We start from the raw sequence: 24,259 nt of genomic DNA on the forward strand, positions 1-24,259 counted from the left end.
TGCTGACCGGCGAACCCGAAGGCCGGCGTCAAGACTTTAAGAAGCGCCTGGCGGGTCTGGTCAAGCCGGCTTGGGACTGGAGGGACTCAGCCCTGGGCACGGGCCCTTTAAGGTTGCGTGCTGATTCCCTGTTTTTCATGCGCGTCGCCATTGCTGGTGCTGGCTTGGCCGGGTTGGCCTGTGCCAAGTACCTCTGCGACGCCGGACACACCCCTGTGGTGGTGGAAGCCCGCGATGTACTGGGCGGCAAGGTGGCCGCCTGGCAGGACGATGAGGGTGATTGGTATGAGACCGGTCTGCACATTTTTTTTGGTGCCTACCGGAATATGCGTCAGCTCTTCAAGGAGCTGAACATCGAGGACCGGCTCCAGTGGAAGAGCCACTCGATGATCTTCAACCAAAAGGAGACCCCGGGTACCTACAGCCGCTTCGATTTCCCGGATATTCCGGCTCCGCTCAACGGCGTGGCCGCCATCTTGGGCAACAACGACATGTTGTCCTGGCCCGAGAAGATCTCCTTCGGCATGGGCCTGGTGCCGGCGATGTTGCGCGGGCAGCAGTACGTCGAAGAGTGCGACCAGTACTCCTGGACCGAGTGGCTACGGATTCACAACATCCCTGAGCGGGTGAACGATGAGGTCTTCATCGCCATGGCGAAGGCGCTGAACTTCATCGATCCCGACGAGATCTCCAGCACGGTTGTGCTGACGGCTCTGAATCGCTTCCTGCAGGAAAGCGACGGATCCAAGATGGCCTTCCTCGATGGCAACCCTCCCCAGCGGCTCTGTCAGCCGATCGTCGACTACGTCACGGCCCGGGGCGGTGAGGTGCATCTCGATTCCCCCCTGCGGGAGATCGAACTCAATGCCGATGGCAGCGTCAGCGGCTTCCGCATCGGTGGCATCAAGGGCAAGGAGGGCTTCACCCTCGAGGCCGATGCCTATGTCAGTGCCCTGCCGGTCGATCCCTTCAAGCTGCTCCTGCCGGAGCCTTGGAAGCAGATGCCCTACTTCCAGAAGCTGGATGGCCTCAATGGTGTCCCGGTGATCAACATCCACCTCTGGTTTGACCGCAAGCTCACGGACATCGACCACCTGCTCTTCAGCCGTAGCCCTCTGTTGAGTGTCTATGCCGACATGAGCAACACCTGTAAGGAGTACGAGGATCCCAACCGCTCGATGCTCGAGCTGGTGTTTGCTCCGGCCAAGGATTGGATCGGCCGCAGTGATGAGGAGATCGTGGCGGCCACCATGGAGGAGCTGAAGCGTCTCTTCCCGATGCACTTCACGGGCGACTACCAGGCCAAGCTGCGCAAGTCGATCGTGGTCAAGACCCCGCTGTCGGTCTACAAGACCGTTCCCGGTTGCCAGAAACTGCGTCCGGATCAGACCTCGCCGATCCCGAACTTCTTCCTGGCCGGTGACTACACGATGCAGCGCTACCTGGCCTCAATGGAAGGCGCGGTGCTGAGCGGCAAGCTCTGCGCCCAGGCGGTCAGCCAGGCCAAAGCGGCAGTGGCTGCTTGATGGCGGCAGTGACAGCAACGGCTGATCTCTCCACCATTCCTTCCCTCGAGGAAGCTTTTGAAGCCTGCCGCCAGGAAACTGCGGAGTGGGCGAAGACCTTTTATCTGGGAACCCTGCTGATGCCCCCGGCCAAGCGCCGGGCCATCTGGGCGATTTACGTCTGGTGCCGGCGCACCGACGAGCTGATGGACAGCCCTGAGGCCATGGCCCGTCCTGTCGCAGAGCTTGCAGAACGTCTCGATCGTTGGGAGGAGCGCACCCGGGCGTTCTTCAAGGGCGAAATCCATGATGGCCTCGATCGCGTCATGGTCGACACCCTCGAGCGCTATCCCCAGCCGCTCCAGCCCTATCTGGACATGATCGAGGGGATGCGGATGGATCTGACGACGACGCGCTACGCGACCTTCGACGACCTCAAGCTCTATTGCTACCGCGTTGCAGGCACCGTCGGTCTGATGACGCAGGAGGTGATGGGCGTTGATCCGGCCTACACCTCCGCCCCTTGGAGTGATCCCCCGGACACCAGTGATGCGGCCGTTGCTTTGGGCATCGCCAACCAGCTGACGAACATTCTTCGGGATGTGGGTGAAGACCGGGGCCGCGGTCGGATCTACCTGCCCCAAGAGGATCTGCAGCGCTTTGGCTACAGCGAGGAGGAGTTGCTCGCTGGAACCCTCAACGACAGTTGGCGTGAGCTGATGCGCTTCCAGGTGGACCGTGCCCGTGAGTGGTTCGCCCGCTCAGAAGCCGGTGTGCGTTGGCTCGCCCCGGATGCCCGTTGGCCGGTCTGGGCCTCGTTGCGCCTCTACCGCGGCATCTTGGATGTCATTGAAGAGCTCGATTACGACGTCTTCAACCACCGCGCCTATGTGCCCCGCACGGGCAAGTTCCTGGACCTGCCCAAATCCTTTGTGATTGCTCAGGCGCGATGATGATGAGTCCGATGCGACGCCTCCTATCCCGCTTAGCACACCTCTGCGTCAGCGGTTGTGTGGCTGCACCGCTGTTGTCGGCATGGGGGGCGGAGCCCATCACCTTGCCCTCTGGCAAAGAGGTTGAAGGCTTGGGCGCCGGTTGGCCCGCGCGGCAGGCCACGGCGTTTCTCGATGCGGCTCCGATTCCCGCTGAGTTGCTCCAGAACCTGGATATGGCAACGGCGGTTCGCCTGGCCAATCAGCGCAATCCGGTGGTTCGGCAGAACTTTGATGATTTGCTGGTTACGCAAAATTCGCTTGGTGCTGCCTACGCCACCTGGTGGCCGGTGATCAATGTTGATCTCAACGGTGGCCTCTATGGCGAGACCGCTTACTACAACTACCAAGGCGCTGTGAGCGGGGTTGGTAATCCCTATGGCGGCACAGCAACGGCATTTAACGGCAGCTACTTCCAGAGCTTGAGCCAATTTGATGTCACATGGAATTTGTTCGATCCGGCAAGAACTCCGGCCATCTGGAAGAACAAATATCTGGTGCGGCAGGCCGTGGATTCCTATGTGATTGCACGCCGCGATAACCGTTTGCGTACGCAACAAGCCTTCATTGAGCTTCAGCGCGCGATGGCGCGAATCGAGACGAGTCGCGAGCTCGTTTCTAATGACAAGAGGTTGCTAGGGCTTGCGCAAGCGCGCGTTGCTCTTGGCGTGTCCTCCAAGTTGGAGATCGCCAAACAGACCACAGTTTTGAAGACCGATGAAGTTAATCTGGCTAATTCAGTAATTGATTCCGAAGTGGCCCAGGCCGATTTGGCTGAGCTATTGAGTGAATCTCGCGCCTCCATTCTTCGCCCTTCTAACCAGTTGGTGCCGTTGGGTTCGTGGACATCCGGCCTGGATGAAACCATCCAAGCGGCGATGCAATATCGCAAGGTGATTGAACAGCAGTTGATGAATGTCGAGATCAATCAAGCCCAGGCACAGATTGATTTGTCTGTTTATCGCCCCACGGTTGCCTTGGTGAATTCGCTCTATTGGACCAAGGGTGTTGGCTATACGGCTGTGGGACCTCCTTGGGTCGCGGATGCCCAATCGGATCTGTGGAACGGATCCTCGTTGTTGCAACTCACCTTTCGGGGTTTTGATGGCGGTCAGGCCCGCATGACGGCACAGGCATCGATGAAGCGCGCAAAGGCGGCAGAAGCCGCCACGCTGCAGGCTGTGAATCAGGTGAGGCGGGATGTCCAGGCTTACTACGCCCAAGTGGTGCAAGGTCGCGAAGCGGTGCTGTTGGCTTCACAGCGCACCAATGCGGCCAGTAGTGCCTTGCGCCTGCAGTCGGTACGTTTCAGTGCCGGTTACGGCACCATCACCGATGTGGTGCAGGCACAGCAGGATCTCACTCAGGCGGTTGCTGATTACATCGCGCAGTTGGCGGATTACAACGTGTCCTTGGTGAGTTTGGCCCGATCTAGTGGAATGACCTATGAGCCCGACCCGCAACTCGAGAAGCAGCTCGGTAATCCGCTCTCTCGCCTGCGCTTGCCCTCGCTTACGCGGCCGGTGGTGAATTGATCCCGCGTGCTTGACGGCGAGTGCGCATCGCCTTAGCTCGCGAGCTGAGCTCATTGAAATGAGGGTCGTCGGTGATTGAGCGAACCTGACCGTGGAGTTCACGCTCGTTGATATTGATTTCCAGGGTTTGGATTCTTTCCTTGAAGCGGTCTTCGCGATCACCCACGGCCTCTGCCATTTGATTAAAGGCTTCCACCAGTCGCCCCAGCGCGTCGTCGCCGCTGTAAGCCAGCTTTAGGCGTGAATCGCCACCAGCAATGGCATTGGCGCCATCAGCGAGTTTGCGCAGTTCTTTCTTGATTCCCTCTCCAATCTTCCATGCTGCGATCGCGCAGCCTGCAATCAAGAGTCCCGTTCCAATTAATAGGAAGGCAATCAGCTCAGTGGCTTCTTTGCGCAGTGGCGCCCAGGCGTTTTCGAGCTCACCATTGCTGATCTGCACTACTGCCAGCCAATTCCAAAGAGGAAATCCGGCAACAAACACCCTGGATTCCTTGCTGTTCAGCTTTCGCTCGATGACCTCGTTCTTGAACTCCTTGGGAATTCCGCCCGACTGCATCAAGACGGTTTTGAGAACTTCGCAGGTTTGAGGTGTTGGTGTGGCGTAGTTGCAGAAGAGGCCTCCATTGGCACTGCGAGCAAAAAAGGCCACCCTGTGCTCTCGATAGGGCAACAGTTGACTGCTGGTTTGCAGGATGATCGACCCGGCATCGCTGGGCAGGCTTACTCCCAGCGCCAGGCGTGGCGGAGCTCCTTGATTGGAGAGGGCTTGCACCCGCGACATCTGCCAGGCATCGCCCCACTTCATCATGGTGTTGATGCCTGGATTGGTTTGATTCGCCTCGTTGATCAGTCCTTCGAGGTTCTTGGCAGCAGGTTTGGGTACGGTCCAGCCACGCGGCAATGCCTTGCCCTCGCTGGTGATGCCCGCCAGCCGTCTCCAGGTTCCGTCAGAACCTTTCAGAAATACGGAGGTTGACTCTTCGGGGCTGCGGAGTGGCTTCCAGAGCACCTGGGTGACACGCTCGGCGATTTCCGCCTTCGGCAGCGCTGTCCCTTTCCAGAGGAGTGTGCCCTTGGCATCCACACTCAGGGACTGCTGCAATTCAGTGGAGAGGGTGTTCACATCCCGTTCGAGTCCCTTGGCCAAGCGGTCGGTCGCGAGTGTCACGAACTCGCTGGCCGTTCTCATGTTGTTGAAATTGACCTCGTCAAATAGGCGCCCAAGATCGACCTTGGCGACCCTGGCCAAATCCATGATTGAGGCGGTTGAGAGCCCCAGAAAGAGTCCCAGGCCCACCAAGGGTCCGGTGACACCCAGGACCAGAAGGCGCACGGAGAGTCGCATGGATGGGCCTGGATCGGGCAGCTACTCCTAACATCCGTTCTGGACTTCCTCGGCGCCCATGACCCGGATTCTTGCCATTCACTCGTTTCGTGGCGGCACTGGGAAGTCGAACCTCACGGCCAATTTGGCGACCGCGATTGCCTTGAAGGGCAAAAAAGTAGCGATCTTCGACACAGATTTGGCCTCGCCAGGGGTGCATGTTCTGTTTGGTTGCTCACCGCAGCCAGGACAGTGCACCCTCAACGATCACCTGCAGGGATCAGAAAGCATCCACGACTGTGCGCATGACGTGACGCCTGAGCAGGTCAGGCAAGCCCATGGTCGGCTCTGGTTGGTGCCGGCGGCGATGGAAAGCGATCGCATCGCTCGCTTGCTGCGGGAGGGCTATGAGGTTGAGAAGCTCAATGATGCCTTCTTTGAGCTTTCTGATCATCTCCATCTTGACTACGTTCTGGTGGATACTCACCCGGGTATCAATGAGGAAACATTGTTATCGGCTGCGATTGCTGACTGTCTGCTGATGATCATGCGACCCGACTCGCAGGACTACCTCGGGACGGCGGTCGCCATCGAAGTGGCAGAGCGCTTGGATGTTCCGGCGATCCGAATGGTGGTGAACAAACTCCCGGAACATTTCGATCAGCTGCAAGTCAAAGAACGCGTTGCTTCCAGCTACGACGTTCCCATCGGTGCAGTACTACCCCTGAGTGACGATCTGTTGACGCTGGCCAGCGGCGGCCTGGCCTTGCTGACCTTCCCAACCCATCAGTGGAGCCAGGGTGTGCAAGAGCTCGCCGATGAGTTGATGCTGCGGGTGCTGGCATAGGGCTAAATCTGGTGACTGATCTCACGTCGTTGCCCCAGGGGCCACTCACCATGAGCGCCCTGGTGGCTTTAGAGCCGGCTGGACTGCGTCGTTTGTTGAAGGGAGGGTTAAGACGCGGTTTGCATCGCGATGAGCTCGAGGCACTGCTCCAGGACGAGTGGCAGCTCAGCTGGGACTCTCCAGAGGCACGTGCTCTGCTTCAAGCGTTGTGTGATCGATCCTGGTTGCAGGCTTCCCCGGATGGGATGCTCTGGAAGACTCGTCTGGGCTGAACACCCTCTGAACGCGGCTAACTCCTATGCAGCTCCTCGATGCCTGGTACGTGGTGGCGCTGTCATCTGCAGTGGTGGCAGATCGTCCAACGGCCGTTCAGTTTCACGGTCAAAACTTTGTGCTCTGGCGTGATACGGACGGTCAGGTTGGGGTCCTTCCCGACCGTTGCCCCCATAAGGGTGCTTCTCTGAGCAGTGGCTCGATTCGAAACGGCCAGATCAGCTGCGGTTACCACGGTTGGTGCTTTGGCCGTCATGGACAGTGTTCGTCGATTCCTGCTCAGCACACCGGCGAGCCGATGCCCCACAGGGCACAAACCCGTGCCATTCCTGCTCGTGAGGCCTATGGGTTTGTTTGGATCTGGTGGGCCCGTGACCCGTTGGCATCCCTAGAGAACCTGCCTCCTTTGCCAGAGGTTGGACCGCTTCCTGAGGATGCCGACCCCACTTGGCGCCATCTGGAAGGTGAAGTGGTCTGGCAGGCCAACTGGCTGCGGGTTCTTGAAGCCTTCATGGATCTCACCCATGCGCCATTTGTACATTCCGGCAGCTTTGGCGCCATGGCCGCCGATCAACTGATGCCAGAGGAGCATTGGGTGAGAGGCGACAGCCTTTATGAGCGCGTGTTGGCGCCTCGGGATCGTCACTACAGGGCGGATCAGGGCCGTGGCCTTCGCGCTTGGTTCAACAGTGATGCCAAGGAATCACCGGATGACACCAGTGCTGGAGCTGGGGTTCAACACATTCAGCTTTGGCTGGCCAATGTCTCGCTGGTGAGGGTGGTCTTTGGCGATTTCCAGATCTCCCTTTGTACGGCCCATGTGCCGATGGCTGATGGTCAGACGAGAAACCTGTGGAGGCATTTCCGCTCGTTTCTGCGCACTCCCCTTGCTGACGGCAACGCTCGCGGCCGCGTTGACCGCTTTATGGCTGAGGATCAGAGGGTGGTGGAGACCCTCACCCCGTTGCATCCCGATCTCGAGGGGCGTGGCGATTTGCTCTTGGCTAGTGATGCCATGACCCTCGGCTTGCGCAAATTGCTTCGGGAGAAACGCTCCGCCGGGCTGCTGCTCTGATCTGAATCAATCCTGATGCTGCACGTGCCATGACAACAACCTCTTCCACTGCTCTGCCCATCGAAGCGCTGGATCATGTGGCGCTCACCGTTCGTGATCCCCAGCGCTCCATGGCCTGGTATCAGGAGGTGCTCGGATTCCAGAGTGCTGCCATGGAGGGCTTGGATTCGGGGCCCCCATTCATTTTGCGCGTGGCTCCAGGTTGTTATTTGAACCTTTTCCCTGCTGATTCGGATCAGCCTGCTGGATCACCAGATCACAACACTCTGGCGATGCGTCATGTGGCCTTTCGTGTCACCTATCGCTGCATGGCTGAGGTGGAGGCCGAATTACAGAGCCGTCAGCAGGCCGTGATGGCCTTTGATTACGGACCACGCTGTCGCTCTCTGTTCATCACCGATCCCGATGGACACCAGCTTGAGCTGATCGGCTACGGAGACGGCGTGTTTACGGCCTGAGGGGCGCCGTGTGCTTGTTGCTTCTGAGACCTGGAGCACTGATGAGCAGGGCTGCAGCGGTTAGCACCAAAGCGGCCTGCACTTGAAAGGTGCTTGCTGATCCGGTTTTGGCGTAGAGCTGTCCTGCCATCAAGGGACCCAGGAGTTGGGTGAGGCTCACGGCGGCTTGGGTCAGTCCGCCGAGGGCTCCCTGCTGATGCTCCTGAACGTGTTGCGACATCAGCGAGCGCAGTCCAGGGGTGCTGATGCCAACACCAGCTGCAAAGAGCAGTTGGGTGGCATAGAGCTCTCGACCTTGCTGAATCCCTGCCACACCAAACATCGCAACGGCAACGAGCAGTAACCCCGCCACCGAGAGGCGTTCCGCTTTGAAACGCTTGAGAAGCTTCGGCAGGAAGGCCCCCTGGATCACGGCAGCGACCACGCCCACGTAACAGAGAACGAGGCCAGCAGCTTGCGGCCCCCAGTTGAATCGGGTTTTGGCATCGAGCACGAAGATGCCCGTGAAAGCAGAGAATCCCAGATAGAAGAGGGCGTAGACAGCCAAGAGTCGCTGGAGCTCCCTTTGTTGAGGGCTGAAAAGTTTTAGCGGTGCCAGGGAACGCTCGTCCTCTGCCTTACTGCGCCGCGACTCCTGCAGTTGGCTCAGGAGGAGCCCAAGATTGGCGAGGCTGAACACAGCTGCTGCGAAGAATGGGGCTCGAGGATCCATCGACCCCAGCAAGCCCCCCAACGCAGGGCCGGCCACAAAGCCCAGTCCCAGGGAGGCTCCAAGAGCTCCGAAGCTCACGGTGCGCTGATCTCCGGGTTCAACAGAGTCGGCCACAATCGCTTGGGCCACAGCAAAGACCCCAGCGAAGGCTCCATTGATGGCTTGCCAGATCATCAAGGATGTGAGGTCATTGGCCAGCGCTGAACCCAGCAGCGCAATGGTTGAGACCGCAACAGCTACCGCCAGAACAGGTTTGCGGCCATAGCGATCAGAGCAGTGTCCAATAATTGGCGCGCCTAAGAGTTGAAAACCTGCATAAATTGCGGTGACCTGGGTAATCGCAATGGCGTTGAATGTGCCCGTGAGGTTGCCCACAAGGAAAGGCAAAACCGGCAAAAGCAGGCCAAAGCTGGCGGCATCCACGGCCACCACGAGGCACAGGGCGATCAAGGCGCGGCGATTCATGGCGTGGGGGATTCCATCCCTCGGTTCTCGTGCTGCTGCAAGGCCTGAGCCAGCAAGGGATTGACCACCTCTGGTGCCTCGTCATGGGGGCAGTGCCCCAGACCAGGTAGTTCCTCGATGCTGCGCACGCAGTCGAAACGCTCCCATCGCCGGGCTTCCTCGATCGGCTCCCAGGGGTCGCGTTGTCCCCAGAGCATGGCGACCGGTGCGTTCAGCTTGGCCAGAATTTCAGGTGCGATTTTGTCGTCGAACAGGTTGATGAAGCCTCTAAATGCTTCGCTGGCCCCCTCGCTGAGGGCCGGCTCCAGAAGGATCTGCACCAGTTCGTCATCAACGTTGCCTCCGGAGGGATAGGCCTGAAGCAGCACCTTGCGGATCACCCCCGGGCGGCAAAGGCTCTTGAACAGAGGGGTCGTAATCCAGCGCTTTCGTACCACCTGCTTCAGCAGAGGTCGTCCCCAGCGGCGCAAGGGTGGTTGCTCAGCGAGCCGTTTGTCATCCAGGGCTCGTTGGGCACAGTCAATGAGCACCACACCCTGGACGGGGCGTTGTTGCTGCTCCAGCTTCTCTGCGGCTGCCAAGGCCACAACGCCGCCAATGGAATTCCCCACCAGTTGAACCGGCCCACCGATGTGCTGAACAACGAAATCAGCCACCTGTTGGGCCCACAGCTCAATCCCGTAGCGAATGGCGTGCGCGTCGGCTGGCTCATCCCGCAGCCGCGATCTGGGTTTCGCACTGCCTCCAAAACCAATCAGGTCGATGGCATAAACGGTCCGGTTCGCTTGCAGCGCGGACACGTTGTGCCGCCAGTGCTCCTTGCAGGCTCCGAATCCATGGATCAGCAGCACGGGTGTTCCTGATGCTGTTGACGGGCAGGCCAGATAGCTCACCTCCATGCCCTCCCAGGTCCAGGTCTGCAGCCAGTCAGAGGGATACGTCATGGTGTTTGTTGCCAGGGTTCGACTTTGCCGTCCTCGATCTGCCAGATGCGATCGGCTTCCTTCAGCAATCGCAAGTCATGGGTCACTAGCAGAACGGCACTGCCGCGGTTGCGGCAGAGCTCCCCGAGCAGTTCGACCACGTCCTGGCCCGACTGGCTGTCGAGCGAAGCTGTGGGTTCATCGGCAAGGATCAATTCAGGTTGAGGCGCCAGGGCGCGGGCAATGGCGACCCGTTGGCGTTGTCCACCAGATAGCTCTTCGGGGTAATGGTGCAGGCGATGGCTGAGCCCCACCGCTTCGAGCAGGTCGCAGGCGCGTGCTTCCCTTCGCTGAGGGTTCGGTTCGCTGAGTTGCAGGAGCAGTTGCACGTTCTGAAGCACTGTCAGTGAGGAGACGAGGTTGTGGCTTTGAAAGATGAAGCCGATGCGACGTCTGATCGCGACCCGTTGCCGTTCACCGGCACCCTTCAGTTCTTGCCCAAGAACCTGCAGCGATCCCTCCTCCACAGATCTCAACGCTCCTACCAGCGTGAGGAGAGTGCTCTTGCCGCTGCCGGAAGGTCCAACCAGCAAGGTCACTTCCCCTGCATGGACCTCAAAGTTGAGGCCGTGAAGAATCTCGCTGCGCAGTTCTCCTTCCCCGTAGTGGTGGCGTAGCTCTCGACTGACGATGACAGGTTGGAGTTGGGAGGCAGTCATTGCGGGGATAGCTGTGCTCAGAACACCGATGCGGGATCTGCATCTTTCAGGCGCCTAATCGCGATCGCGGAGGAAAGGGCGCAAACGGTCAAGGTGAGAATGCCAACCAGGGCTGTTTTTCCCGACGTCATTTCAATCCTGATGCCTGATGCTGAGGTCAAAAAGGCATACATTCCGGCGCTGATGAGCGTGGCCGGGATAAACGCTGAAACCCCAAGAAGGAAAGCCTCCTGCACGACAAGGATCAGGATGAAATTGTTAGCGAATCCCATGGCCTTCAGCGTTGCGTATTCCTTAAGGTGGTCGCTGACATCGGTGTAGAGAACCTGATAGACAACCACTCCGCCCACGAGTAGGCCCATGATTGTTCCAAAGCCAAAGATCACGCCGAAGGAGGAGGCTGTGTTCCAGTAATTCCGCTCCTGCTCGATCAGTTCTTCTTTGGTAAGCACCTGTAGCTCGGAGCCGAACATCTGCTTGAGGTTGAGCTGGATTCTCCCCAGGTCAGCATTGGGGCTCAATCGAATGAGGCCCAGGGAAATTTCCCCAGTATTGATTTGTCTATAGGCCAGTTGAATGGCTGTGCTGTCACTGCTGATTAGGTTGCTGTCGGCGGCAAACGTAGACCCCAGCTTGAAAAGTCCAACAGCTCGGAATGTTTTGGAGAAATCCGAGAGGATTAGCTCTTGCATGCCATTGCTGGCAATGGCGGCAGCGATAGGGCCGCAATTGCGGTTCCCAAGGGCATCAAAGAGCACATAATTTTGGGTCTTGAGCAGGTGGCTTTGCGCCAAGACTGGCTCAAGGTTGAGGACTCGTTGATCAGGGTCGTAACCAATGACTCGCAGGCTGGTGGGTTTGACGCCACCAAGCTTCTGGACATTGACGTTTGCTACGTAGAGCGGAATCGTGCTGGCAACACCCTCAACCCCAAGGGCGTTGTATAGCTGGGACTGGGGAAATTGCTGGAAGTTTCCACTGTTCAGAGTCGCAGGGCTAATCAGAACAAGATCTGTGTCCAGAGCTTCGTAAAAGGTGGTTGCACTGCTGAGCAATCCAGATTGGAAGCCGAGCTGCATGTACATCAGCAGCGCGGCAAATCCGATGCCGGTGACCGCCACGAGGTAGCGGACTGGTTGCCGTTTCAGCTGCAGCCAGGCAAGCGGCAGGTCGGCCAGGTTCAGGCCATCAATAGCCTGACGCCAGTTGATCATGGATTAAAACGCACTGTGACGTTCAATCCGGCGAGATTGGCTAGGCCACGCTGCTGTTCTGGATCGAGGTCAAGTTTGACCAGCACCACGCGGGCATTCACATCGTTGTTGGAGTCGGTCGCGAAGAGGTCGCGATCGGACACTTTGCCAATAATTGAGCTCAGCCGGGCTTGACGTTCGCCCGCAAAGCCTCCGGTCTCCGCCTTGATGCTGGCGCCTTGACCAATGCGAAGCCGCGCAACATCGGTTTGAAAGACCTGTGCCCATACCTGCATCCGGCCGGTGCGGCCGATCACAGCCAGACCGTTTGTGGTCTCTTTCATCCCAGGCCAGCTGTAGATGCGGATCAGTCGGCCATCAAGGGGAGAGCGGATTTCTGCTGATTGCAGCTGCCGTTGGGTTTCATCGAGGGCTGCCCTGGCGCCTCCGATGTCGGCTTCCTTGGTGATGATGCTGGCTGTGGTGCGGGCCAATTCCTCCTCGGAGATCGCGCCATCGGCATACAGCTGTTTTCCGCGGCTCTGGCTCACCTTGAGGTACGGCAGCAAGGCTTTGGTGGAATTCAGCTTGGCCTGGGCCTGCTTCACAGCGGCCTCGAGCTGGGGGTAGCTGCTCAGTCGGGCCATGAGTTCACCCTTGCTCAGCTCGGCACCTTCATCGACGAACCATTGATCCACCACCTCGTTCCCACCGGAGATCCCTGAGGGCACAGAAAGGGTCACAAAGCCTCCGTAGGGGGTCAGGCGACCCAGGGCTGTGACCTGTTGGATGAGAGGGGCTGGGGGCTTGGGCTTGGGCTTGGGTTTGAACGTCTGCCAGCCGACAAGGCCAGCGGCAACAACCGCTACGGCCATCAGCACACGTGGTTGCCGCAGGCGGTCGACGGCGCTCATCCCGGATGGGTGCTTGGGATGAAGGCCTGCCATGGTCGGTTTTGGCTCGAGCAACTGTAGGGGGCAATGCCCCTACGATCTGGTCAGTTTTGGCGGCTTGTGGGGTCGATGCAGCGGATCACTGTCCCGTCTGGTGATTACGTCTACAAGGTGGACGATCCGAGTTCCAGCATCTTTGTCGTGAAGACAGGGAAGGTGGAGATCACAACCACCTATCCCGAAACCGGTGCAGGGGTGGATGCCTCCCACGGTCCCGGTCACATCTTTGGGGAAGTGGAAGTCATCGATGGACGGGCGCGCTCATCCAGCGCCAGGGCCGTGGTGACTACGGACCTGATGCGGATCGAGCGGGAGGAGTTGATGGATTTGCTCTACGAGCACCCAGAAAAGAGTTTGCTGATCGGCAAAAGTGCTTTTGAGCGCTTGAAAGAGCTCTACAGCGAAGAGTCACTGGATTCTGATCTAGCCCGTTTGCGTGAAGAGCTGGAGATCTCGATCCGTGATGCTGTGGTGGCCCATGAATCGCGTGTCGTTAAAAGCCACAACGGCATGGCTGCGATTGGGGTCCCGATTGTCCTGATGATTGCTTTGGCCGTGGGCGCCTACTGGTTTTTCCATCGCTCTTGAGCACGCACCTCATGCCCGCGCTTGAATCAACCGACTCTGTTGAGCACTATCCCCGCCGCTGATGAAGCAAATCCCCAACGCTGAAGACAAGAAAGCTGCCTTGGATGCGTTTCGTGAGCAGATGGCTCACGAGGTGGAGGAGGGCATCGAGCACCATGAAGCCTCGATGACGAAGATGGGCTTCCTGTTCCTCGGCATCTTCATTGCGGTGATCGCAATAGCAGCGCTGCTGCCTTGAGTTGAGGTCTTGGCGAAAAAAATCCCCGGAGGGCGATTCGCCGGCTCCGGGGCTCTAGTGACTTTCTGAAATTGCGAAGAGTGCTGATCAGACCGCAGCCTTTTGGTTGTCCAGCAGACCCTTGAGCTTGGCCAGTTCGCCAGCCCAGCGGGGGTCGGGAGCACCCTCTTCCACGGTGTCGCGGTGGACGACCTTGTTGACGGCCTTGCGGGCCACGGCGGGGCCAGCGCCGCCGCCGGGACGGCGATCATTGCCACCGCGGCGGTCATCACGGCGCTCGGAGCGCTCGATGCGGAGGGCGTTGCCGCCGAACTCACGGCCATTGAGCTGCTCGATCACCGCATCAGCGACCTTCTCGTCGTTGACGTTGGCGAAACCGAAACCGCGGCCAGCGCCGGTTTCACGGTCCTGAACAGCCTTGAAGCGGACGCCTTCACCAACGCTGGAGAACAGAGCCTCGAGCTCCTTGTTATCGAAGCTCTGGGGCAGGTTGCCAACGTAAAGACGAACGCTCATGGGACGAGAGAGAGAAGAAAAAGGTTTTGGTTCTGGCTGGTCGGGGGTGAATCACGAAGCGGCTGCACCGAACCCGACAGCGGAGTTCAATCGGCGACCTACGGCGTAATGCTGTGCCCTAACTGGCTGAATTCAGGTCGTTGATAACGCCTTTCACTGTGAAGTTAATCACGGCGGGTGTCCCTCTCCAGCCATTGGCGCGCACGTTCGAGGGCTTCCGCTGTGCCATCAAGGCGGCCAAAGGCCTGCTCCAGCATCAAGAACTGCAGTAGGGATCCCAGTTGGGGGGAGGCTTTCAGGCCTAATTCCTGCTGCAGTTGATCACCATTGATGGCCGGTCTTGGATGAAAAAGCCGGTCCTCAGGGTCTCGCCAGCGCCGCAGCCAGGCCTTGGCCGCTGGGGCGGGCCAGTGCAGCAGCAGGGCTGGCAGATCGCTGCTGAGGTCGCGGTGGAGTTGCAGTCGCTCCGCTTCCTCGAGGGCCTCGGCGTGTTCGGCGGGGTTTTGGGCCCCCAGCCGCTGCTGCCAATGGCGCAGGCGCTGCACCCGCTGTTGCAGCTTGCGGCTGCTCTTGAGCTGCTGCAGGCCTGGGCCATCCAGAACCGCGGCCATGCGAGCCAACGGCAAGGCCTCCTGGCACTCCTGCTCGCTGAGGCCCCTGCTTGAGGCCTGCTCGGCCGTGAGCGGCGTCAGGGGAGCCAGGGCAGGGCAGGGGGCCAGCAGCCCCCAATCCAGGCAGCGCTGCAGTCCCTGCTGCCCCTGGGGGCTTTGGCAGAGCTTCTCCAGTTCCGCCAGGACGCGCTCCCCGGCCACGCTGCTGAGGCGCTCCCTGTGCCGCTGAATCCAACCCGCGGTGGTGTCATCCAGCTCAAACTCCAGCTCGCTCGCCAGGCGGACCCCCCGCAGCAGGCGCAGGGGGTCATCCAGCAGGTTGCGTTCCGCCAGGGCCACCAGCTGACGGCGCTGCAGATGCTCCAGGCCCCCATGGGGGTCCACCAGCTGGTCCCGTTGGGCCAGCGGCAGGGCCATGGCATTGACGCTGTAGTCCCGGCGCTTTAGGTCGTCAGCGAGGCTCTGGCCTTCGCGGCGCGCCAGATCCACGCTCCAGCCGCGGATTACCAGCCGGCCGATGTCACGCTCGGCGTCCAGCACCACAGGACTGCCGCCAAAGCGCTTGCTGAGCGTCTTGCATAGGGCGATGGCGCCGTCCGCCACCACCAGGTCGAGGTCGGGGGCCGGACCCAGGCGGTTCAACAGGGCATCGCGGACCGCTCCCCCCACCAAGGCGGCATCGGCGGGAAAGGCGGAGAGGGGGACCGGCCAGTCCTCAGCGCGCAGGACACTCCAGGCCACTGCCGCTGCAGAACCGCCAGAGCCGGGCACAATGAGCCCATCTGCGCTGACGCTGGAGATGTGCATCTGCGTGGACTGCCGCTGGGTCGACCAGTGCCAGGCCTACCACGCAGTGGAGCGTCAGCACGGCGCTGCCCATCTCTGCGCAGCGCCGCAGTTCATCCCCAGCGAACCCAAGATTCACGTTCAGGTCAGGGAGCTGGGCTCCACGGACGTGGGCGTTGAGTGGGACGTGCGCGCCTGCGGCAGTTTTGAGCTCGAGCGGGGCCGCTGGCAGCGGCTCTGTCCTGGGGAGTTACTGCCCACATGAGCGAACCCTCCTTGCTGCTGGCGTTGCACAGCTCAAGCGAAACCCTGGGGGTCGGTCTCTGCGATCTCCAGCAGGAGGGCGCGCCTCCCCAATGCGCCAGCTTCCCCTTGGGGCGTCAGCTCTCCAATGCATTGCTCCCCTGCGTGGAGGAGCTGCTGCCCGCCGAGCGTTGGCCTCAGTTGGCTCGGATTGTGGTCGCTACCGGTCCCGGAGGCTTTACCGGAACACGCCTCAGTGTGGTCCTGGCGCGCACCTTGGCCCAGCAGCTGCAGATTCCCCTGCACGGTTTCAGCAGCTTTTTGCTGATCGCACGTCGCCTGGCGGCGTCCGGGGCCTTCCAGCCGGATCAGCCCCAGTTCTGGTTGCAGCAAACCCTGCCGCGCCGGGGGATTGTGGCGGGGGCCTACCGCTTGGATGCCTCAGCCCTGGGGGGGATCGACGAATGCGTGGAACCGCGTCTGTTTAAGCCCGATGAGGCCGGGCCGGGCGGTGTCGAGGCCCACGTTGAGGCGGAGGCCGATGTGCTGCAGCTGCTGACCCTGGGGCGGCTGGCCCATGCAGCGGCAATGCCCGGGCCCTGGAGCACGGTGCTGCCGCTCTATCCCACCAGCCCGGTGGAGGGCGGATGACCCAGGCCCATCGTCAGACCGAATCCCGGCCCCGCAGGAGGCGCCGTCGCCCCCGTCGCCGCGGCAGGGCTCGGCGCCTGCTGCTGCTGGCAGCCTTGTGCGCGGTTGCTTGGAGTAGCCGAGGACTGGTCTTCCCGGCGCTGCCTCCACCGCAGTTGGTGCTGGTCCTCGGCGGCGATGTGGAGCGGGAGCGGGTTGGGGCCGAGGTCGCCAAGCGCGATGGCCTGCCGGTCATGGTCAGCGGCGGCAGTAATCCGGAGTACGCCCACTGGTTATTCCGCGGTCGCGGCCTCGATGACACGCGAGTCCTGCTGGATTACCGGGCCACCGACACCCTGAGCAACTTCACCTCTGTGGTGGATGACCTCAAGCGCTCCAAGATCCGCCACGTGGTCCTGGTAACCAGCAGTGACCACATGGACCGGGCCCTGATGGTGGGACGCGTTGTGGCGGGGAGCCGCGGGATCGGGCTGACGCCGTTGGCCGTGCCCTGCGGTGAGCGCTGTGTCCCTGAGGACTGGCGCAAGGTCTGGGGTGATGGGCTGCGGGCGGCCCTCTGGGTGGTGAGTGGCCGGGACCTCAGGGACTGGGCGGCAGAGCGTTTTGGTCCGCTGCTGGAGGAAGTGCGGGGTCGCTGATCAGGCCTTGATCCAGCAGGGCATTGATCTGGGCCTGGCAGGCGGCCGTGGCTTGATCGAGATCCGCCCGCTTGCGGCTGGCCGGCGGCGGGATCGGCGTGCCAATGCGGATGTGGACGGGCAGTAAGCGCGCCGTGCGTGAGCCGGTGCCCAGGGCGCGGTGACTGTTGATGATCGCGACGGGCAGCAGGGGGACGCCGGCGCGGGCGGCCAGTAGGGCCGCACCGGGCTGGGGGTTGTTGACCCGGCCGTCGGCCTGGCGGGTGCCATCAATAAAAACGCCGGTGGCCCAGCCCTGATCGAGGCGATCGGTGGCGGTGCGGATGGCTTCGCGGTCGCTGGCGCCGCGGGAGACCGGATAGGCCCCGCAGGCGCGGATGATCGGTCCCAGCAGTGGAATCTTGAACAGTTCTGCCTTGGCCATGAAGGCCACGGGGCGCCCCAGGGCATGCCCGAGCAGGGGTGGATCGAGGTGCGAGCCGTGGTTGGCCACCACCACCAGGGCGCCTTCCATCGGCACATGGGCGTTGCCGGCGGTGCGCCCGCGGAACAGCAGCCGGTAGATCGGGAACACCAGCAGATAGCTCACCAGGCGGTAGGTGAGGCTCGGCCGCGGGGTGCGGATCAGGGCCGGTGGTTCGGCGGGTTTGCGGCGGCGGAGGACGCGTTTGACCGCCTTGACGGGGCGATTCACAGCCCCAGGTCGGCGGCGGTGGCGATCTGCGCGTTGGTGATGCCTTCGGTGCTGCGTTTGATCAGGCCGCTGAGGACGTTCCCCGGTCCGATCTCCACGGCGGTGCTGATGCCGGCGGCGGTCATGGCCTCCATCGTTTCGCGCCAGCGCACCCCTGTGGTCATCTGACTGCGCAGGCGTGCCTTGAGCGCCGCACCGCTGGTCTCAGGGGTGGGGTCGGTGTTGCTCAGGACCGGGATCGAGGCGTCGGCGAAGCTGACCTCCTCCAGGGTGGCGGCGAAGGCCGAGGCGGCCTGCTCCATGAAAGGCGAGTGGAAGGCGCCACTGACCGCCAGGGGGATCGCTCGCTTGCACTTCAGCTGGCTGCTGACGCTGTTGACGGCCTCAGGGCTGCCTGAGAGGACCACCTGGGCACTGCTGTTGTCGTTGGCAATCACCACGCCTTCGGTGGCATGGACCAGGGCTTCGAGTTCGCCGCGGTCAAAGCCCATGACGGCGGTCATCGCGCCGCCGCCGGCGGCGGCCATCAGCTCGCTGCGGGTCTTCATCAGCTGGATACCCGTTGCGGCATCGAACACGCCGGCCGCATAGAGGGCCACCAGTTCGCCGAGGCTGTGGCCAGCCACCAGGTTGGCGCTTCGGCCCTGGGCCTTCAGGCCATCCACCAGCAGGCTTTCCACCACAAACAGTGCGGGTTGGGTGTTGCGGGTGTCGCCCAGATCGCTGAGCTCGCCCTCGGCTTCGCCGTTGCAGATCGCCAGCAGGTCGCGGCCCAGCAGGGTGGATGCGGCCTCAAAACGCTCCTTGGCTCCTGGGAGTTCCAGGACCCCCGCGGCCATGCCCACCTTCTGAGAGCCCTGTCCAGGGAAAACCCAGGCGTTACCCATGGCCGCGCATTGAAGTGACCGGGGGAGCCTACGCGGGGCCCTTCCAGCGCAACAGGGCTCCGCCCCAGCTCAGTCCAGCGCCAAAGCCACTGCTGGCGATCAGGTCACCGGGTTGAACGCGGCCATCCTTGACGGCCTCGTCCAGCATCAAGGGAATGGTGGCGGCAGAGGTGTTGCCGTAGTTGCTCAGGTTGCTGAGCACCCGCTCGTGGGGAATCTTGAAGCGATCGGCCACCGCATCGAGGATGCGCTGGTTGGCCTGGTGCAGCAGCAGCCAGTTGAGTTGCTCTGCTTCGGTTCCGGTGTCCTCCAGTAGCTCCTTCAGGACGGCGGGGACTTCGCGCACGGCGAACTTGTAGACCTCCTGGCCGTTCATCCGCAGGGGCTCAAAGCCACCCTGCTGGGCACTGACCCCGTCGAGGACCGGGTGATGGCTGTCGGTCTGAGCGAGGGTTAGGCAGCCATTGCGACTGCCATCGGAGCGCATCTGGAAGCCCAGCAGGCCGTCCTGGTCGGCGGGGCAGGCTTCGACGGCCACGGCAGCGGCGGCATCACCGAAGAGCACGCAGGTGGTGCGGTCGTCCCAGTCCACCCATCGGCTGAGCTGATCGGCGCCGATCACCAGGGCCCGGCGCATGGCACCGCTGCGCAGGTATTGGCCGGCGGTGATCAGGGCAAAGAGGAAGCCACTGCAGGCGGCGGTGAGGTCAAAGGCCACCGCGTTTTTGGCGCCGAGGGCACCTTGAACCCGGGGGGCTGTGCCAAAGAGATCGTCGGGGCTGGAGGTGGCCATCAGGATCAGGTCCAGATCCTCCGGTTGCCAACCGGCATGCTCCAGGGCGGCCTCAGCTGCGCGCGTCGCAATGACGGTCAGGGGTTCATCGGCATTGCAGATGCGCCGTGCGCCGATGCCCGTGCGGGTGCGGATCCACTCGTCGCTGGTGTCGACTCGGGTGCTGAGTTGTTCGTTGCTAACCCGGTTCACTGGCACAGCACTGCCGCACCCCACCAGGGCCATGCCCCAGGGGGTCCCGGCTTTGGCAGCGCTGGTCATATGGCCTGGCCCGAGACGGTGGGGGTCAGTCAACCACAGGCAATGGTTTCGTTTTCGGCTTCGCTGAGGCGGTGCAGGTCGTCCATCACGCCGTGGTTTGCAGCGGAATGGGCGATGCGCAGGGCGCTGACCACCGAGAGCGCTTTGCTGCTGCCGTGGCCGATGACGCAGACCCCATTGACCCCGAGGAGCAGTGCGCCGCCGTGTTCGGCATGGTCGAGGCGTTTCTTGATCCGCCGCAGGTTGCTCATCAAGAAGGCGGAGCCGACCTTGCCGCGCCGGCCGCGGGGGAGTTCGGCCTTGAGCACATCCAACAGGACACTGCCCACGCTTTCCAGGAACTTCAACAGCACGTTGCCGGTGAAGCCGTCGCAGACGACCACATCAAAGTCACCGGAGAGGACGTCGCGGCCCTCGCAGTTGCCGGCAAAGCGGAAGCGGGTTTCAGCCGCCATCAGGGGATAGGTCTTGAGGGCCTGGTCGTTGCCCTTGCACTCCTCCTCGCCGATGTTCAGCAGGCCGATGCGGGGCTCTTGGACCTGCAGGACATCGCGGCTGTAGATGTTCCCCAGGAGAGCCCACTGGTGCAGGTAGCTGGGCTTGGCGTCCATGTTGGCGCCGACATCGAGCACCAGCACCTGCTGAGCGGGATCTTTGGTGGGGAAGAGGGCGCCAATGGCCGGGCGATCGATGCCCTTGAGCCGTCCCAGCCGGAAGATGGCTGAGGCCATCACCGCCCCGGAGTTGCCGGCGGAGTAGACGGCCGTGGCCTCTCCGGCTTTCACCAGATCCATGGCCATGTTGATGCTGGCGTCACGCTTCTTGCGCACCACCGTGGCCTCTTCGTTCATGCCCACCGAAGGGCCACTGGGAACCAGTGCAATCAGGCCCTTTTGTTGCGCTTCGCTCAGTTCCTCGCCCAGCTCGAGTTCGGCAACGGCCGCCTCCACAGCGGCGGTTTCAGCTACGAACTTCACTCGCACGGGCAGCAGGCGGACGGCCCGCAGGCAGCCTTCGAGGATCGGACCGGGGGCATAGTCGCCGCCCATGCCGTCAACGGCGACCCAGAGCCGATCGGCATCGTTGATGGCTTCACCATCGACACCACCCACGCCCTGCTGCAGGCGCCGGAGGGGGTCAAAGACCAGGGGCTGTAGCACCGTATTGGCGGCTGCACCGGCAGCTCCAGCCGCCGTTCCCGCCGTGGTGACGACGGAGCCCGCCATCGAGCCCGCTGCCGTGCCGGCTGCGGAGGCTGAACCCACCAAGCTGGTCACGGCCGCATTGCGGCGATACCAAATCACCAGCCGCCGTATGGCTTTCGGGCGGTTTCGGCGGTTTGAGGCGCCTTGGCCCGTCGCGTCAGTTGGATTCTGGGGCAACGGCTTCAACGATGCGTTGGAACAGATAGCCGGTGCCGCGAGCCGTGAGGATCAGCTCGGGGTTGGCCGGATCGTCTTCCAGTTTGGAGCGCAGCCGGGAGATATGAACATCCACCACCCGGGTATCCACATGGCGCTCCGGGGTATAACCCCAGACCTCCTTGAGGATTTCGCCGCGGCTGAAGGGTTCGCCGCTGCGGCCCACCAGCAGCTCCAGCAGGCTGAATTCCATGCCGGTCAGGCGAATGCGCTCATCGCCGCGGAAGACTTGGCGCTTGTTGGTGTCGATCCGGATTTCGTTGATTTGGATGACGCCTGAATTGGGGATCCCGGCAGCGCCCTCCTTATCGATCCGGCGCAGCACGCAGCGGATGCGGGCTTCGAGCTCTTTGGGGCTGAAGGGTTTGACGACGTAGTCGTCGGCACCGAGCTCGAGGCCAGTGATGCGGTCGGCCACGTCCCCGAGGGCCGTCAACATCACGATCGGAACGTCGGATTCCTTGCGCAGTTCCTGGCAGACGCCGTAGCCGTCCAGCTTGGGCATCATCACGTCCAGCACCACCAGGTCCGGGTTGGTGTTGCGGAAGGCCTCCAGTGCCTCTTGGCCGTCGCAGGCGGTGACCACCTGGTAGCCAATCATCGAGAGGCGTGTTTCCAGGATGCGGCGGATGCTGGCCTCGTCATCCACGACCAGAATCGTTTCCTTGGCTGGAGCGGAGGAGGCCGTCATTGCGCCAGTCTGGGTGGCCGTAACTAAGTGATTAGACCTACTGAAGAGGTCTGGCGGGGTTCGTGATCGACGAAACCCCACATTCGTCATACACCGTCTTCATCCCTCTGCCCGATTCAGGCCTTTGGCACGCACCACCAGCACCTACGTCTGCCAGAGCTGCGGAGCCCAGACCCGGCAGTTTTTTGGCCGCTGCTCCAGTTGCGGCAGCTGGAACAGCCTGGTGGAGCAGTCCGCCCCCGCCAGCGACAACCGTCGCCGCCGGCCGGTGGTGGCCAGTGAGGCCGATGCTCCGATGCCCGCCGCGCCGCGCCGCTCCGAGCCCATCGCGGCCGTTGGCGATCGCCCCTTGCAGCGCCTGGCCAGTGGCTACAGCGAGTTTGACCGCGTTCTTGGCGGCGGATTGGTGCCGGGTTCACTGGTGCTGTTGGGCGGTGACCCCGGCATCGGCAAGAGCACGCTGCTGCTGCAGAGCGCCCAGGCGATGGCGGCCCGCCATTCCGTTCTCTATGTGAGTGCGGAGGAGTCGGCCCAGCAGGTGAAGCTCCGCTGGCGCCGGCTGGCGGAGGAGCAAGGGGAGCTCCCTCCTCCAAAAGAAGACGCTGCTGGGCTGCAGCTCCTGGCGGAGACAGACCTGGAGTTGGTTCTGCAGGAGCTGGAGGCGCTGCGGCCGGCCGTGGCTGTGATCGACAGCATCCAGGCACTGCACGACGGCGAACTGGGCAGTGCCCCAGGATCCGTGGCCCAGGTGCGGGAATGTGCCGCCGCCCTAGCGCGGATCGCCAAGCGTCAGAACACGGCGCTTTTGCTGGTGGGCCATGTCACCAAAGAAGGCATGTTGGCGGGACCGAAGGTGCTGGAGCACCTGGTGGATGCGGTCCTGACCTTTGAGGGGGATCGTTTCGCAAGCCATCGCTTGCTGCGGGCGGTGAAAAACCGCTTTGGCGCAACCCATGAATTGGGGGTGTTTGAGATGCGCGGCCAGGGCCTGGCCCAGGTGCTCAACCCCAGCGAGCTGTTTTTGGGCAGCGATGAACCCAGCGCAGGAACGGCGACGATCGTGGCCTGCGAGGGCACCCGGCCACTGGTGGTGGAACTGCAGTCCCTGGTCAGCACCACCAGTTACGCCAGCCCCCGCCGCACCGCCACAGGAATCGGCACCAACCGGCTCCACCAGATCCTGGCGGTCCTGGAGAAGCACCTGGGGCTGCCCCTCTCCCGCTTCGACTGCTACTTGGCCGTGGCCGGTGGCTTGGACGTGGAGGAGCCCGCGGCTGATCTGGGCGTGGCGGCCGCTGTGGTGGCGAGCTACCGCGATCTGACCCTGCCTCCGGGCACGGTTCTAGTGGGTGAGTTGGGTCTGGGCGGCCAGTTGCGTCCCGTGGGGCAGCTGGAGCAGCGCCTGCAGGAGGCGGCTCGCTTGGGCTTCAACCGGGCTGTGGTCCCCAAGGGCTCCGGCTTGGGTCGGCTGGCGGCCGGCTTGGACCTACAACTTCACGAGGCGGGGAGCGTCGCTGAAGCCCTGGTGGCGGCCCTGGGGGTGAACCCCGCCGATGACAGGGCTTAATCCCCCAACGTCGACTCAGAAGTAGACGTCAACGCTGCCGCGGCCGCTGGTCTTGAGCCAGTTCTGGGCTTCGATGTAGTTGTTGGGTGCCAGACGGATGGCCTTGCCCCAGAAGTCCGCCGCCAGATCAAAGCGGCGATCGGCTTCATCCCTCTCGCCCTGCTCTTCGGCGATGGAGCCCAGGTGGTGGTGAATCACCGCCATGTTGTTCAGCGCCTGGGGCATCTTGCCGTTGAGATCCAGGGCCTGGCCGTAGTGCTCGAGAGCCTTTTCGTGCTCGCCATTGCTGGCAAACACCAGGGCCATGTTGTAGAGGATGAAGGCCTTGTCGTTGGGGTCTTCCTCAAGCTTGAGCGCTTCGGCGTAGTTGTCCAGCGCTTCGGCGTATTCACCGTCCGCCTGGGCGCTCATGCCATCGCGGTAGTACGCAAACGCTTCTTTGGCCCGTTGGTTGGTGGGCAGCACCTTGAGGATCAGGTCCGCCATCACCGTGAAGCTCTTGTCGATGAAGTTGTCGTTGCGCTGGGAGCGGGGCACGGCTTGCACCTGAGCTTCGTCGCCCCATCCTGACTTGTGCCCTGCGGATCAGGGGAGAACCGTGAGAACTCCCTAGCCTGGGGCTCCTCTCTGTGTCTTCGTGTCTCCAGAGCTCGAGCCAGCAGCCCAGCCGGTGGCGCCGCTCTTGCTGGATGTGGAG

Annotated in this window: 27 protein-coding genes; 13 read left to right on the forward strand and 14 right to left on the reverse strand. The window is 62.1% G+C overall.

What is annotated here, in order from left to right:
- Positions 1 to 137 precede the first annotated feature (137 nt).
- Genes pds through LY254_RS09795 form a run of 3 tightly spaced genes read left to right on the forward strand, consistent with a single transcriptional unit; the run spans position 138 to position 4,032 of the window.
- Positions 138 to 1,526, forward strand: coding sequence for a 15-cis-phytoene desaturase (gene pds, locus LY254_RS09785; RefSeq protein ID WP_247476883.1), 1,389 nt, complete (start codon positions 138 to 140; stop codon positions 1,524 to 1,526).
- Positions 1,526 to 2,458 (forward strand): phytoene synthase, encoded by a 933-nt coding sequence (locus tag LY254_RS09790; protein WP_247476884.1) that lies wholly within the window; start codon positions 1,526 to 1,528, stop codon positions 2,456 to 2,458. The genes pds and LY254_RS09790 overlap by 1 nt, the downstream gene beginning before the upstream one ends.
- A gap of 59 nt (positions 2,459 to 2,517) precedes the next feature.
- Positions 2,518 to 4,032, forward strand: a complete 1,515-nt coding sequence (locus tag LY254_RS09795; RefSeq protein ID WP_247476885.1) for a TolC family protein — start codon at positions 2,518 to 2,520, stop codon at positions 4,030 to 4,032.
- Here the strand turns inward: LY254_RS09795 and LY254_RS09800 are convergent.
- A complete protein-coding gene (locus LY254_RS09800) occupies positions 4,010 to 5,137 on the reverse strand; it encodes a HAMP domain-containing protein (RefSeq protein ID WP_247476886.1) in 1,128 nt (375 codons plus the stop codon). The two genes, LY254_RS09795 and LY254_RS09800, sit on opposite strands and share 23 nt — an antisense overlap.
- A gap of 301 nt (positions 5,138 to 5,438) precedes the next feature.
- Here LY254_RS09800 and LY254_RS09805 point away from each other — a divergent pair, with 301 nt between their 5' ends.
- From LY254_RS09805 to LY254_RS09820, 4 genes are read left to right on the forward strand one after another with little or no spacing between them, the layout of a single operon-like run.
- Positions 5,439 to 6,206: a MinD/ParA family protein gene (locus LY254_RS09805; protein WP_247476888.1), complete on the forward strand. Its 768-nt coding sequence runs from the start codon at positions 5,439 to 5,441 to the stop codon at positions 6,204 to 6,206.
- Between the two features lie 11 nt (positions 6,207 to 6,217).
- Complete coding sequence (locus LY254_RS09810; protein ID WP_247476890.1) at positions 6,218 to 6,478, forward strand: hypothetical protein; 261 nt, start codon at positions 6,218 to 6,220, stop codon at positions 6,476 to 6,478.
- Positions 6,479 to 6,504: 26 nt separating this feature from the next.
- Positions 6,505 to 7,554: an aromatic ring-hydroxylating dioxygenase subunit alpha gene (locus LY254_RS09815; protein WP_247476891.1), complete on the forward strand. Its 1,050-nt coding sequence runs from the start codon at positions 6,505 to 6,507 to the stop codon at positions 7,552 to 7,554.
- 29 nt (positions 7,555 to 7,583) lie between these two features.
- The gene (locus LY254_RS09820) at positions 7,584 to 8,012 is read left to right on the forward strand and encodes a VOC family protein (RefSeq protein ID WP_247476893.1); all 429 of its coding nucleotides are present in this window, start codon (positions 7,584 to 7,586) and stop codon (positions 8,010 to 8,012) included.
- On the opposite strand, the gene LY254_RS09825 is transcribed toward LY254_RS09820, so the two are convergent.
- Genes LY254_RS09825 through LY254_RS09845 form a run of 5 tightly spaced genes read right to left on the reverse strand, consistent with a single transcriptional unit; the run spans position 8,002 to position 12,938 of the window.
- Entirely contained in the window at positions 8,002 to 9,189 is a 1,188-nt protein-coding gene (locus LY254_RS09825) for an MFS transporter (RefSeq protein WP_247476894.1), read from the reverse strand. The two genes, LY254_RS09820 and LY254_RS09825, sit on opposite strands and share 11 nt — an antisense overlap.
- The gene (locus LY254_RS09830; RefSeq protein ID WP_247476895.1) at positions 9,186 to 10,133 is read right to left on the reverse strand and encodes an alpha/beta fold hydrolase; all 948 of its coding nucleotides are present in this window, start codon (positions 10,131 to 10,133) and stop codon (positions 9,186 to 9,188) included. Before LY254_RS09830 ends, LY254_RS09825 begins: the two co-directional genes overlap by 4 nt.
- On the reverse strand, positions 10,130 to 10,831 hold the full coding sequence (locus LY254_RS09835) for an ATP-binding cassette domain-containing protein (protein WP_247476896.1): 702 nt from the start codon (positions 10,829 to 10,831) through the stop codon (positions 10,130 to 10,132). The genes LY254_RS09830 and LY254_RS09835 overlap by 4 nt, the downstream gene beginning before the upstream one ends.
- Positions 10,832 to 10,848: 17 nt before the next feature.
- Complete coding sequence (devC, locus tag LY254_RS09840) at positions 10,849 to 12,045, reverse strand: ABC transporter permease DevC (protein WP_247476897.1); 1,197 nt, start codon at positions 12,043 to 12,045, stop codon at positions 10,849 to 10,851.
- Complete coding sequence (locus LY254_RS09845; RefSeq protein ID WP_247476898.1) at positions 12,042 to 12,938, reverse strand: HlyD family efflux transporter periplasmic adaptor subunit; 897 nt, start codon at positions 12,936 to 12,938, stop codon at positions 12,042 to 12,044. Before LY254_RS09845 ends, devC begins: the two co-directional genes overlap by 4 nt.
- Before the next feature lie 108 nt (positions 12,939 to 13,046).
- On the opposite strand from LY254_RS09845, the gene LY254_RS09850 reads away from it, so the two are divergent.
- Both LY254_RS09850 and LY254_RS09855 read left to right on the forward strand, forming a co-directional pair.
- Complete coding sequence (locus LY254_RS09850; RefSeq protein WP_247476899.1) at positions 13,047 to 13,565, forward strand: cyclic nucleotide-binding domain-containing protein; 519 nt, start codon at positions 13,047 to 13,049, stop codon at positions 13,563 to 13,565.
- Between the two features lie 61 nt (positions 13,566 to 13,626).
- Entirely contained in the window at positions 13,627 to 13,803 is a 177-nt protein-coding gene (locus LY254_RS09855) for a hypothetical protein (RefSeq protein ID WP_247476901.1), read from the forward strand.
- Between the two features lie 87 nt (positions 13,804 to 13,890).
- Here LY254_RS09855 and LY254_RS09860 read toward each other — a convergent pair whose 3' ends face one another.
- Complete coding sequence (locus LY254_RS09860; protein WP_247476903.1) at positions 13,891 to 14,319, reverse strand: RNA-binding protein; 429 nt, start codon at positions 14,317 to 14,319, stop codon at positions 13,891 to 13,893.
- 164 nt (positions 14,320 to 14,483) lie between these two features.
- Entirely contained in the window at positions 14,484 to 15,701 is a 1,218-nt protein-coding gene (locus tag LY254_RS09865) for a CCA tRNA nucleotidyltransferase (protein ID WP_247476905.1), read from the reverse strand.
- Between the two features lie 28 nt (positions 15,702 to 15,729).
- On the opposite strand from LY254_RS09865, the gene LY254_RS09870 reads away from it, so the two are divergent.
- From LY254_RS09870 to LY254_RS09880, 3 genes are read left to right on the forward strand one after another with little or no spacing between them, the layout of a single operon-like run.
- Positions 15,730 to 15,981: a Ycf34 family protein gene (locus tag LY254_RS09870; protein ID WP_029626020.1), complete on the forward strand. Its 252-nt coding sequence runs from the start codon at positions 15,730 to 15,732 to the stop codon at positions 15,979 to 15,981.
- A complete protein-coding gene (gene tsaB / locus LY254_RS09875; protein WP_247476907.1) occupies positions 15,978 to 16,610 on the forward strand; it encodes a tRNA (adenosine(37)-N6)-threonylcarbamoyltransferase complex dimerization subunit type 1 TsaB in 633 nt (210 codons plus the stop codon). The genes LY254_RS09870 and tsaB overlap by 4 nt, the downstream gene beginning before the upstream one ends.
- Positions 16,607 to 17,248 (forward strand): YdcF family protein, encoded by a 642-nt coding sequence (locus tag LY254_RS09880; protein ID WP_247476908.1) that lies wholly within the window; start codon positions 16,607 to 16,609, stop codon positions 17,246 to 17,248. Before tsaB ends, LY254_RS09880 begins: the two co-directional genes overlap by 4 nt.
- Here the strand turns inward: LY254_RS09880 and LY254_RS09885 are convergent.
- From LY254_RS09885 to rpaB, 5 genes are read right to left on the reverse strand one after another with little or no spacing between them, the layout of a single operon-like run.
- Positions 17,190 to 17,942 (reverse strand): 1-acyl-sn-glycerol-3-phosphate acyltransferase, encoded by a 753-nt coding sequence (locus LY254_RS09885; RefSeq protein ID WP_010313314.1) that lies wholly within the window; start codon positions 17,940 to 17,942, stop codon positions 17,190 to 17,192. The genes LY254_RS09880 and LY254_RS09885 overlap by 59 nt on opposite strands.
- Positions 17,939 to 18,829, reverse strand: coding sequence for an ACP S-malonyltransferase (gene fabD / locus LY254_RS09890; protein ID WP_247476910.1), 891 nt, complete (start codon positions 18,827 to 18,829; stop codon positions 17,939 to 17,941). The genes LY254_RS09885 and fabD overlap by 4 nt, the downstream gene beginning before the upstream one ends.
- A gap of 28 nt (positions 18,830 to 18,857) precedes the next feature.
- Positions 18,858 to 19,883, reverse strand: coding sequence for a beta-ketoacyl-ACP synthase III (locus LY254_RS09895; RefSeq protein ID WP_247476912.1), 1,026 nt, complete (start codon positions 19,881 to 19,883; stop codon positions 18,858 to 18,860).
- A gap of 29 nt (positions 19,884 to 19,912) precedes the next feature.
- The gene (gene plsX / locus LY254_RS09900) at positions 19,913 to 21,265 is read right to left on the reverse strand and encodes a phosphate acyltransferase PlsX (RefSeq protein ID WP_371820459.1); all 1,353 of its coding nucleotides are present in this window, start codon (positions 21,263 to 21,265) and stop codon (positions 19,913 to 19,915) included.
- Complete coding sequence (gene rpaB / locus LY254_RS09905; protein ID WP_247476915.1) at positions 21,246 to 21,995, reverse strand: response regulator transcription factor RpaB; 750 nt, start codon at positions 21,993 to 21,995, stop codon at positions 21,246 to 21,248. Before rpaB ends, plsX begins: the two co-directional genes overlap by 20 nt.
- A gap of 124 nt (positions 21,996 to 22,119) precedes the next feature.
- On the opposite strand from rpaB, the gene radA reads away from it, so the two are divergent.
- Positions 22,120 to 23,562, forward strand: a complete 1,443-nt coding sequence (radA, locus tag LY254_RS09910) for a DNA repair protein RadA (RefSeq protein ID WP_247476916.1) — start codon at positions 22,120 to 22,122, stop codon at positions 23,560 to 23,562.
- A 15-nt stretch (positions 23,563 to 23,577) separates the two neighbouring features.
- Here the strand turns inward: radA and LY254_RS09915 are convergent, their stop codons facing one another.
- Positions 23,578 to 24,099: a photosystem I assembly protein Ycf3 gene (locus LY254_RS09915; RefSeq protein WP_010313302.1), complete on the reverse strand. Its 522-nt coding sequence runs from the start codon at positions 24,097 to 24,099 to the stop codon at positions 23,578 to 23,580.
- Positions 24,100 to 24,259: the final 160 nt, after the last annotated feature.

Origin of the sequence: Synechococcus sp. NB0720_010 (assembly GCF_023078835.1) — a bacterium.
Taxonomy (GTDB): Bacteria; Cyanobacteriota; Cyanobacteriia; order PCC-6307; family Cyanobiaceae; genus Vulcanococcus.

Bases quoted from the DNA above. Each gene is read 5' to 3' on its own strand.
- LY254_RS09850 (WP_247476899.1), top strand. From the start codon at position 13,047: ATGCAGCGGATCACTGTCCCGTCTGGTGATTACGTCTACAAGGTGGAC.
- LY254_RS09845 (WP_247476898.1), bottom strand. From the start codon at position 12,938: ATGAGCGCCGTCGACCGCCTGCGGCAACCACGTGTGCTGATGGCCGTA.
- LY254_RS09830 (WP_247476895.1), bottom strand. From the start codon at position 10,133: ATGACGTATCCCTCTGACTGGCTGCAGACCTGGACCTGGGAGGGCATG.
- LY254_RS09855 (WP_247476901.1), top strand. From the start codon at position 13,627: ATGAAGCAAATCCCCAACGCTGAAGACAAGAAAGCTGCCTTGGATGCG.
- LY254_RS09835 (WP_247476896.1), bottom strand. From the start codon at position 10,831: ATGACTGCCTCCCAACTCCAACCTGTCATCGTCAGTCGAGAGCTACGC.
- LY254_RS09880 (WP_247476908.1), top strand. From the start codon at position 16,607: ATGACCCAGGCCCATCGTCAGACCGAATCCCGGCCCCGCAGGAGGCGC.
- LY254_RS09815 (WP_247476891.1), top strand. From the start codon at position 6,505: ATGCAGCTCCTCGATGCCTGGTACGTGGTGGCGCTGTCATCTGCAGTG.
- fabD (WP_247476910.1), bottom strand. From the start codon at position 18,829: ATGGGTAACGCCTGGGTTTTCCCTGGACAGGGCTCTCAGAAGGTGGGC.
- LY254_RS09820 (WP_247476893.1), top strand. From the start codon at position 7,584: ATGACAACAACCTCTTCCACTGCTCTGCCCATCGAAGCGCTGGATCAT.
- LY254_RS09860 (WP_247476903.1), bottom strand. From the start codon at position 14,319: ATGAGCGTTCGTCTTTACGTTGGCAACCTGCCCCAGAGCTTCGATAAC.
- devC (WP_247476897.1), bottom strand. From the start codon at position 12,045: ATGATCAACTGGCGTCAGGCTATTGATGGCCTGAACCTGGCCGACCTG.
- LY254_RS09825 (WP_247476894.1), bottom strand. From the start codon at position 9,189: ATGAATCGCCGCGCCTTGATCGCCCTGTGCCTCGTGGTGGCCGTGGAT.
- LY254_RS09805 (WP_247476888.1), top strand. From the start codon at position 5,439: ATGACCCGGATTCTTGCCATTCACTCGTTTCGTGGCGGCACTGGGAAG.
- LY254_RS09895 (WP_247476912.1), bottom strand. From the start codon at position 19,883: ATGACCAGCGCTGCCAAAGCCGGGACCCCCTGGGGCATGGCCCTGGTG.
- rpaB (WP_247476915.1), bottom strand. From the start codon at position 21,995: ATGACGGCCTCCTCCGCTCCAGCCAAGGAAACGATTCTGGTCGTGGAT.
- tsaB (WP_247476907.1), top strand. From the start codon at position 15,978: ATGAGCGAACCCTCCTTGCTGCTGGCGTTGCACAGCTCAAGCGAAACC.
- LY254_RS09870 (WP_029626020.1), top strand. From the start codon at position 15,730: ATGTGCATCTGCGTGGACTGCCGCTGGGTCGACCAGTGCCAGGCCTAC.
- LY254_RS09790 (WP_247476884.1), top strand. From the start codon at position 1,526: ATGGCGGCAGTGACAGCAACGGCTGATCTCTCCACCATTCCTTCCCTC.
- pds (WP_247476883.1), top strand. From the start codon at position 138: ATGCGCGTCGCCATTGCTGGTGCTGGCTTGGCCGGGTTGGCCTGTGCC.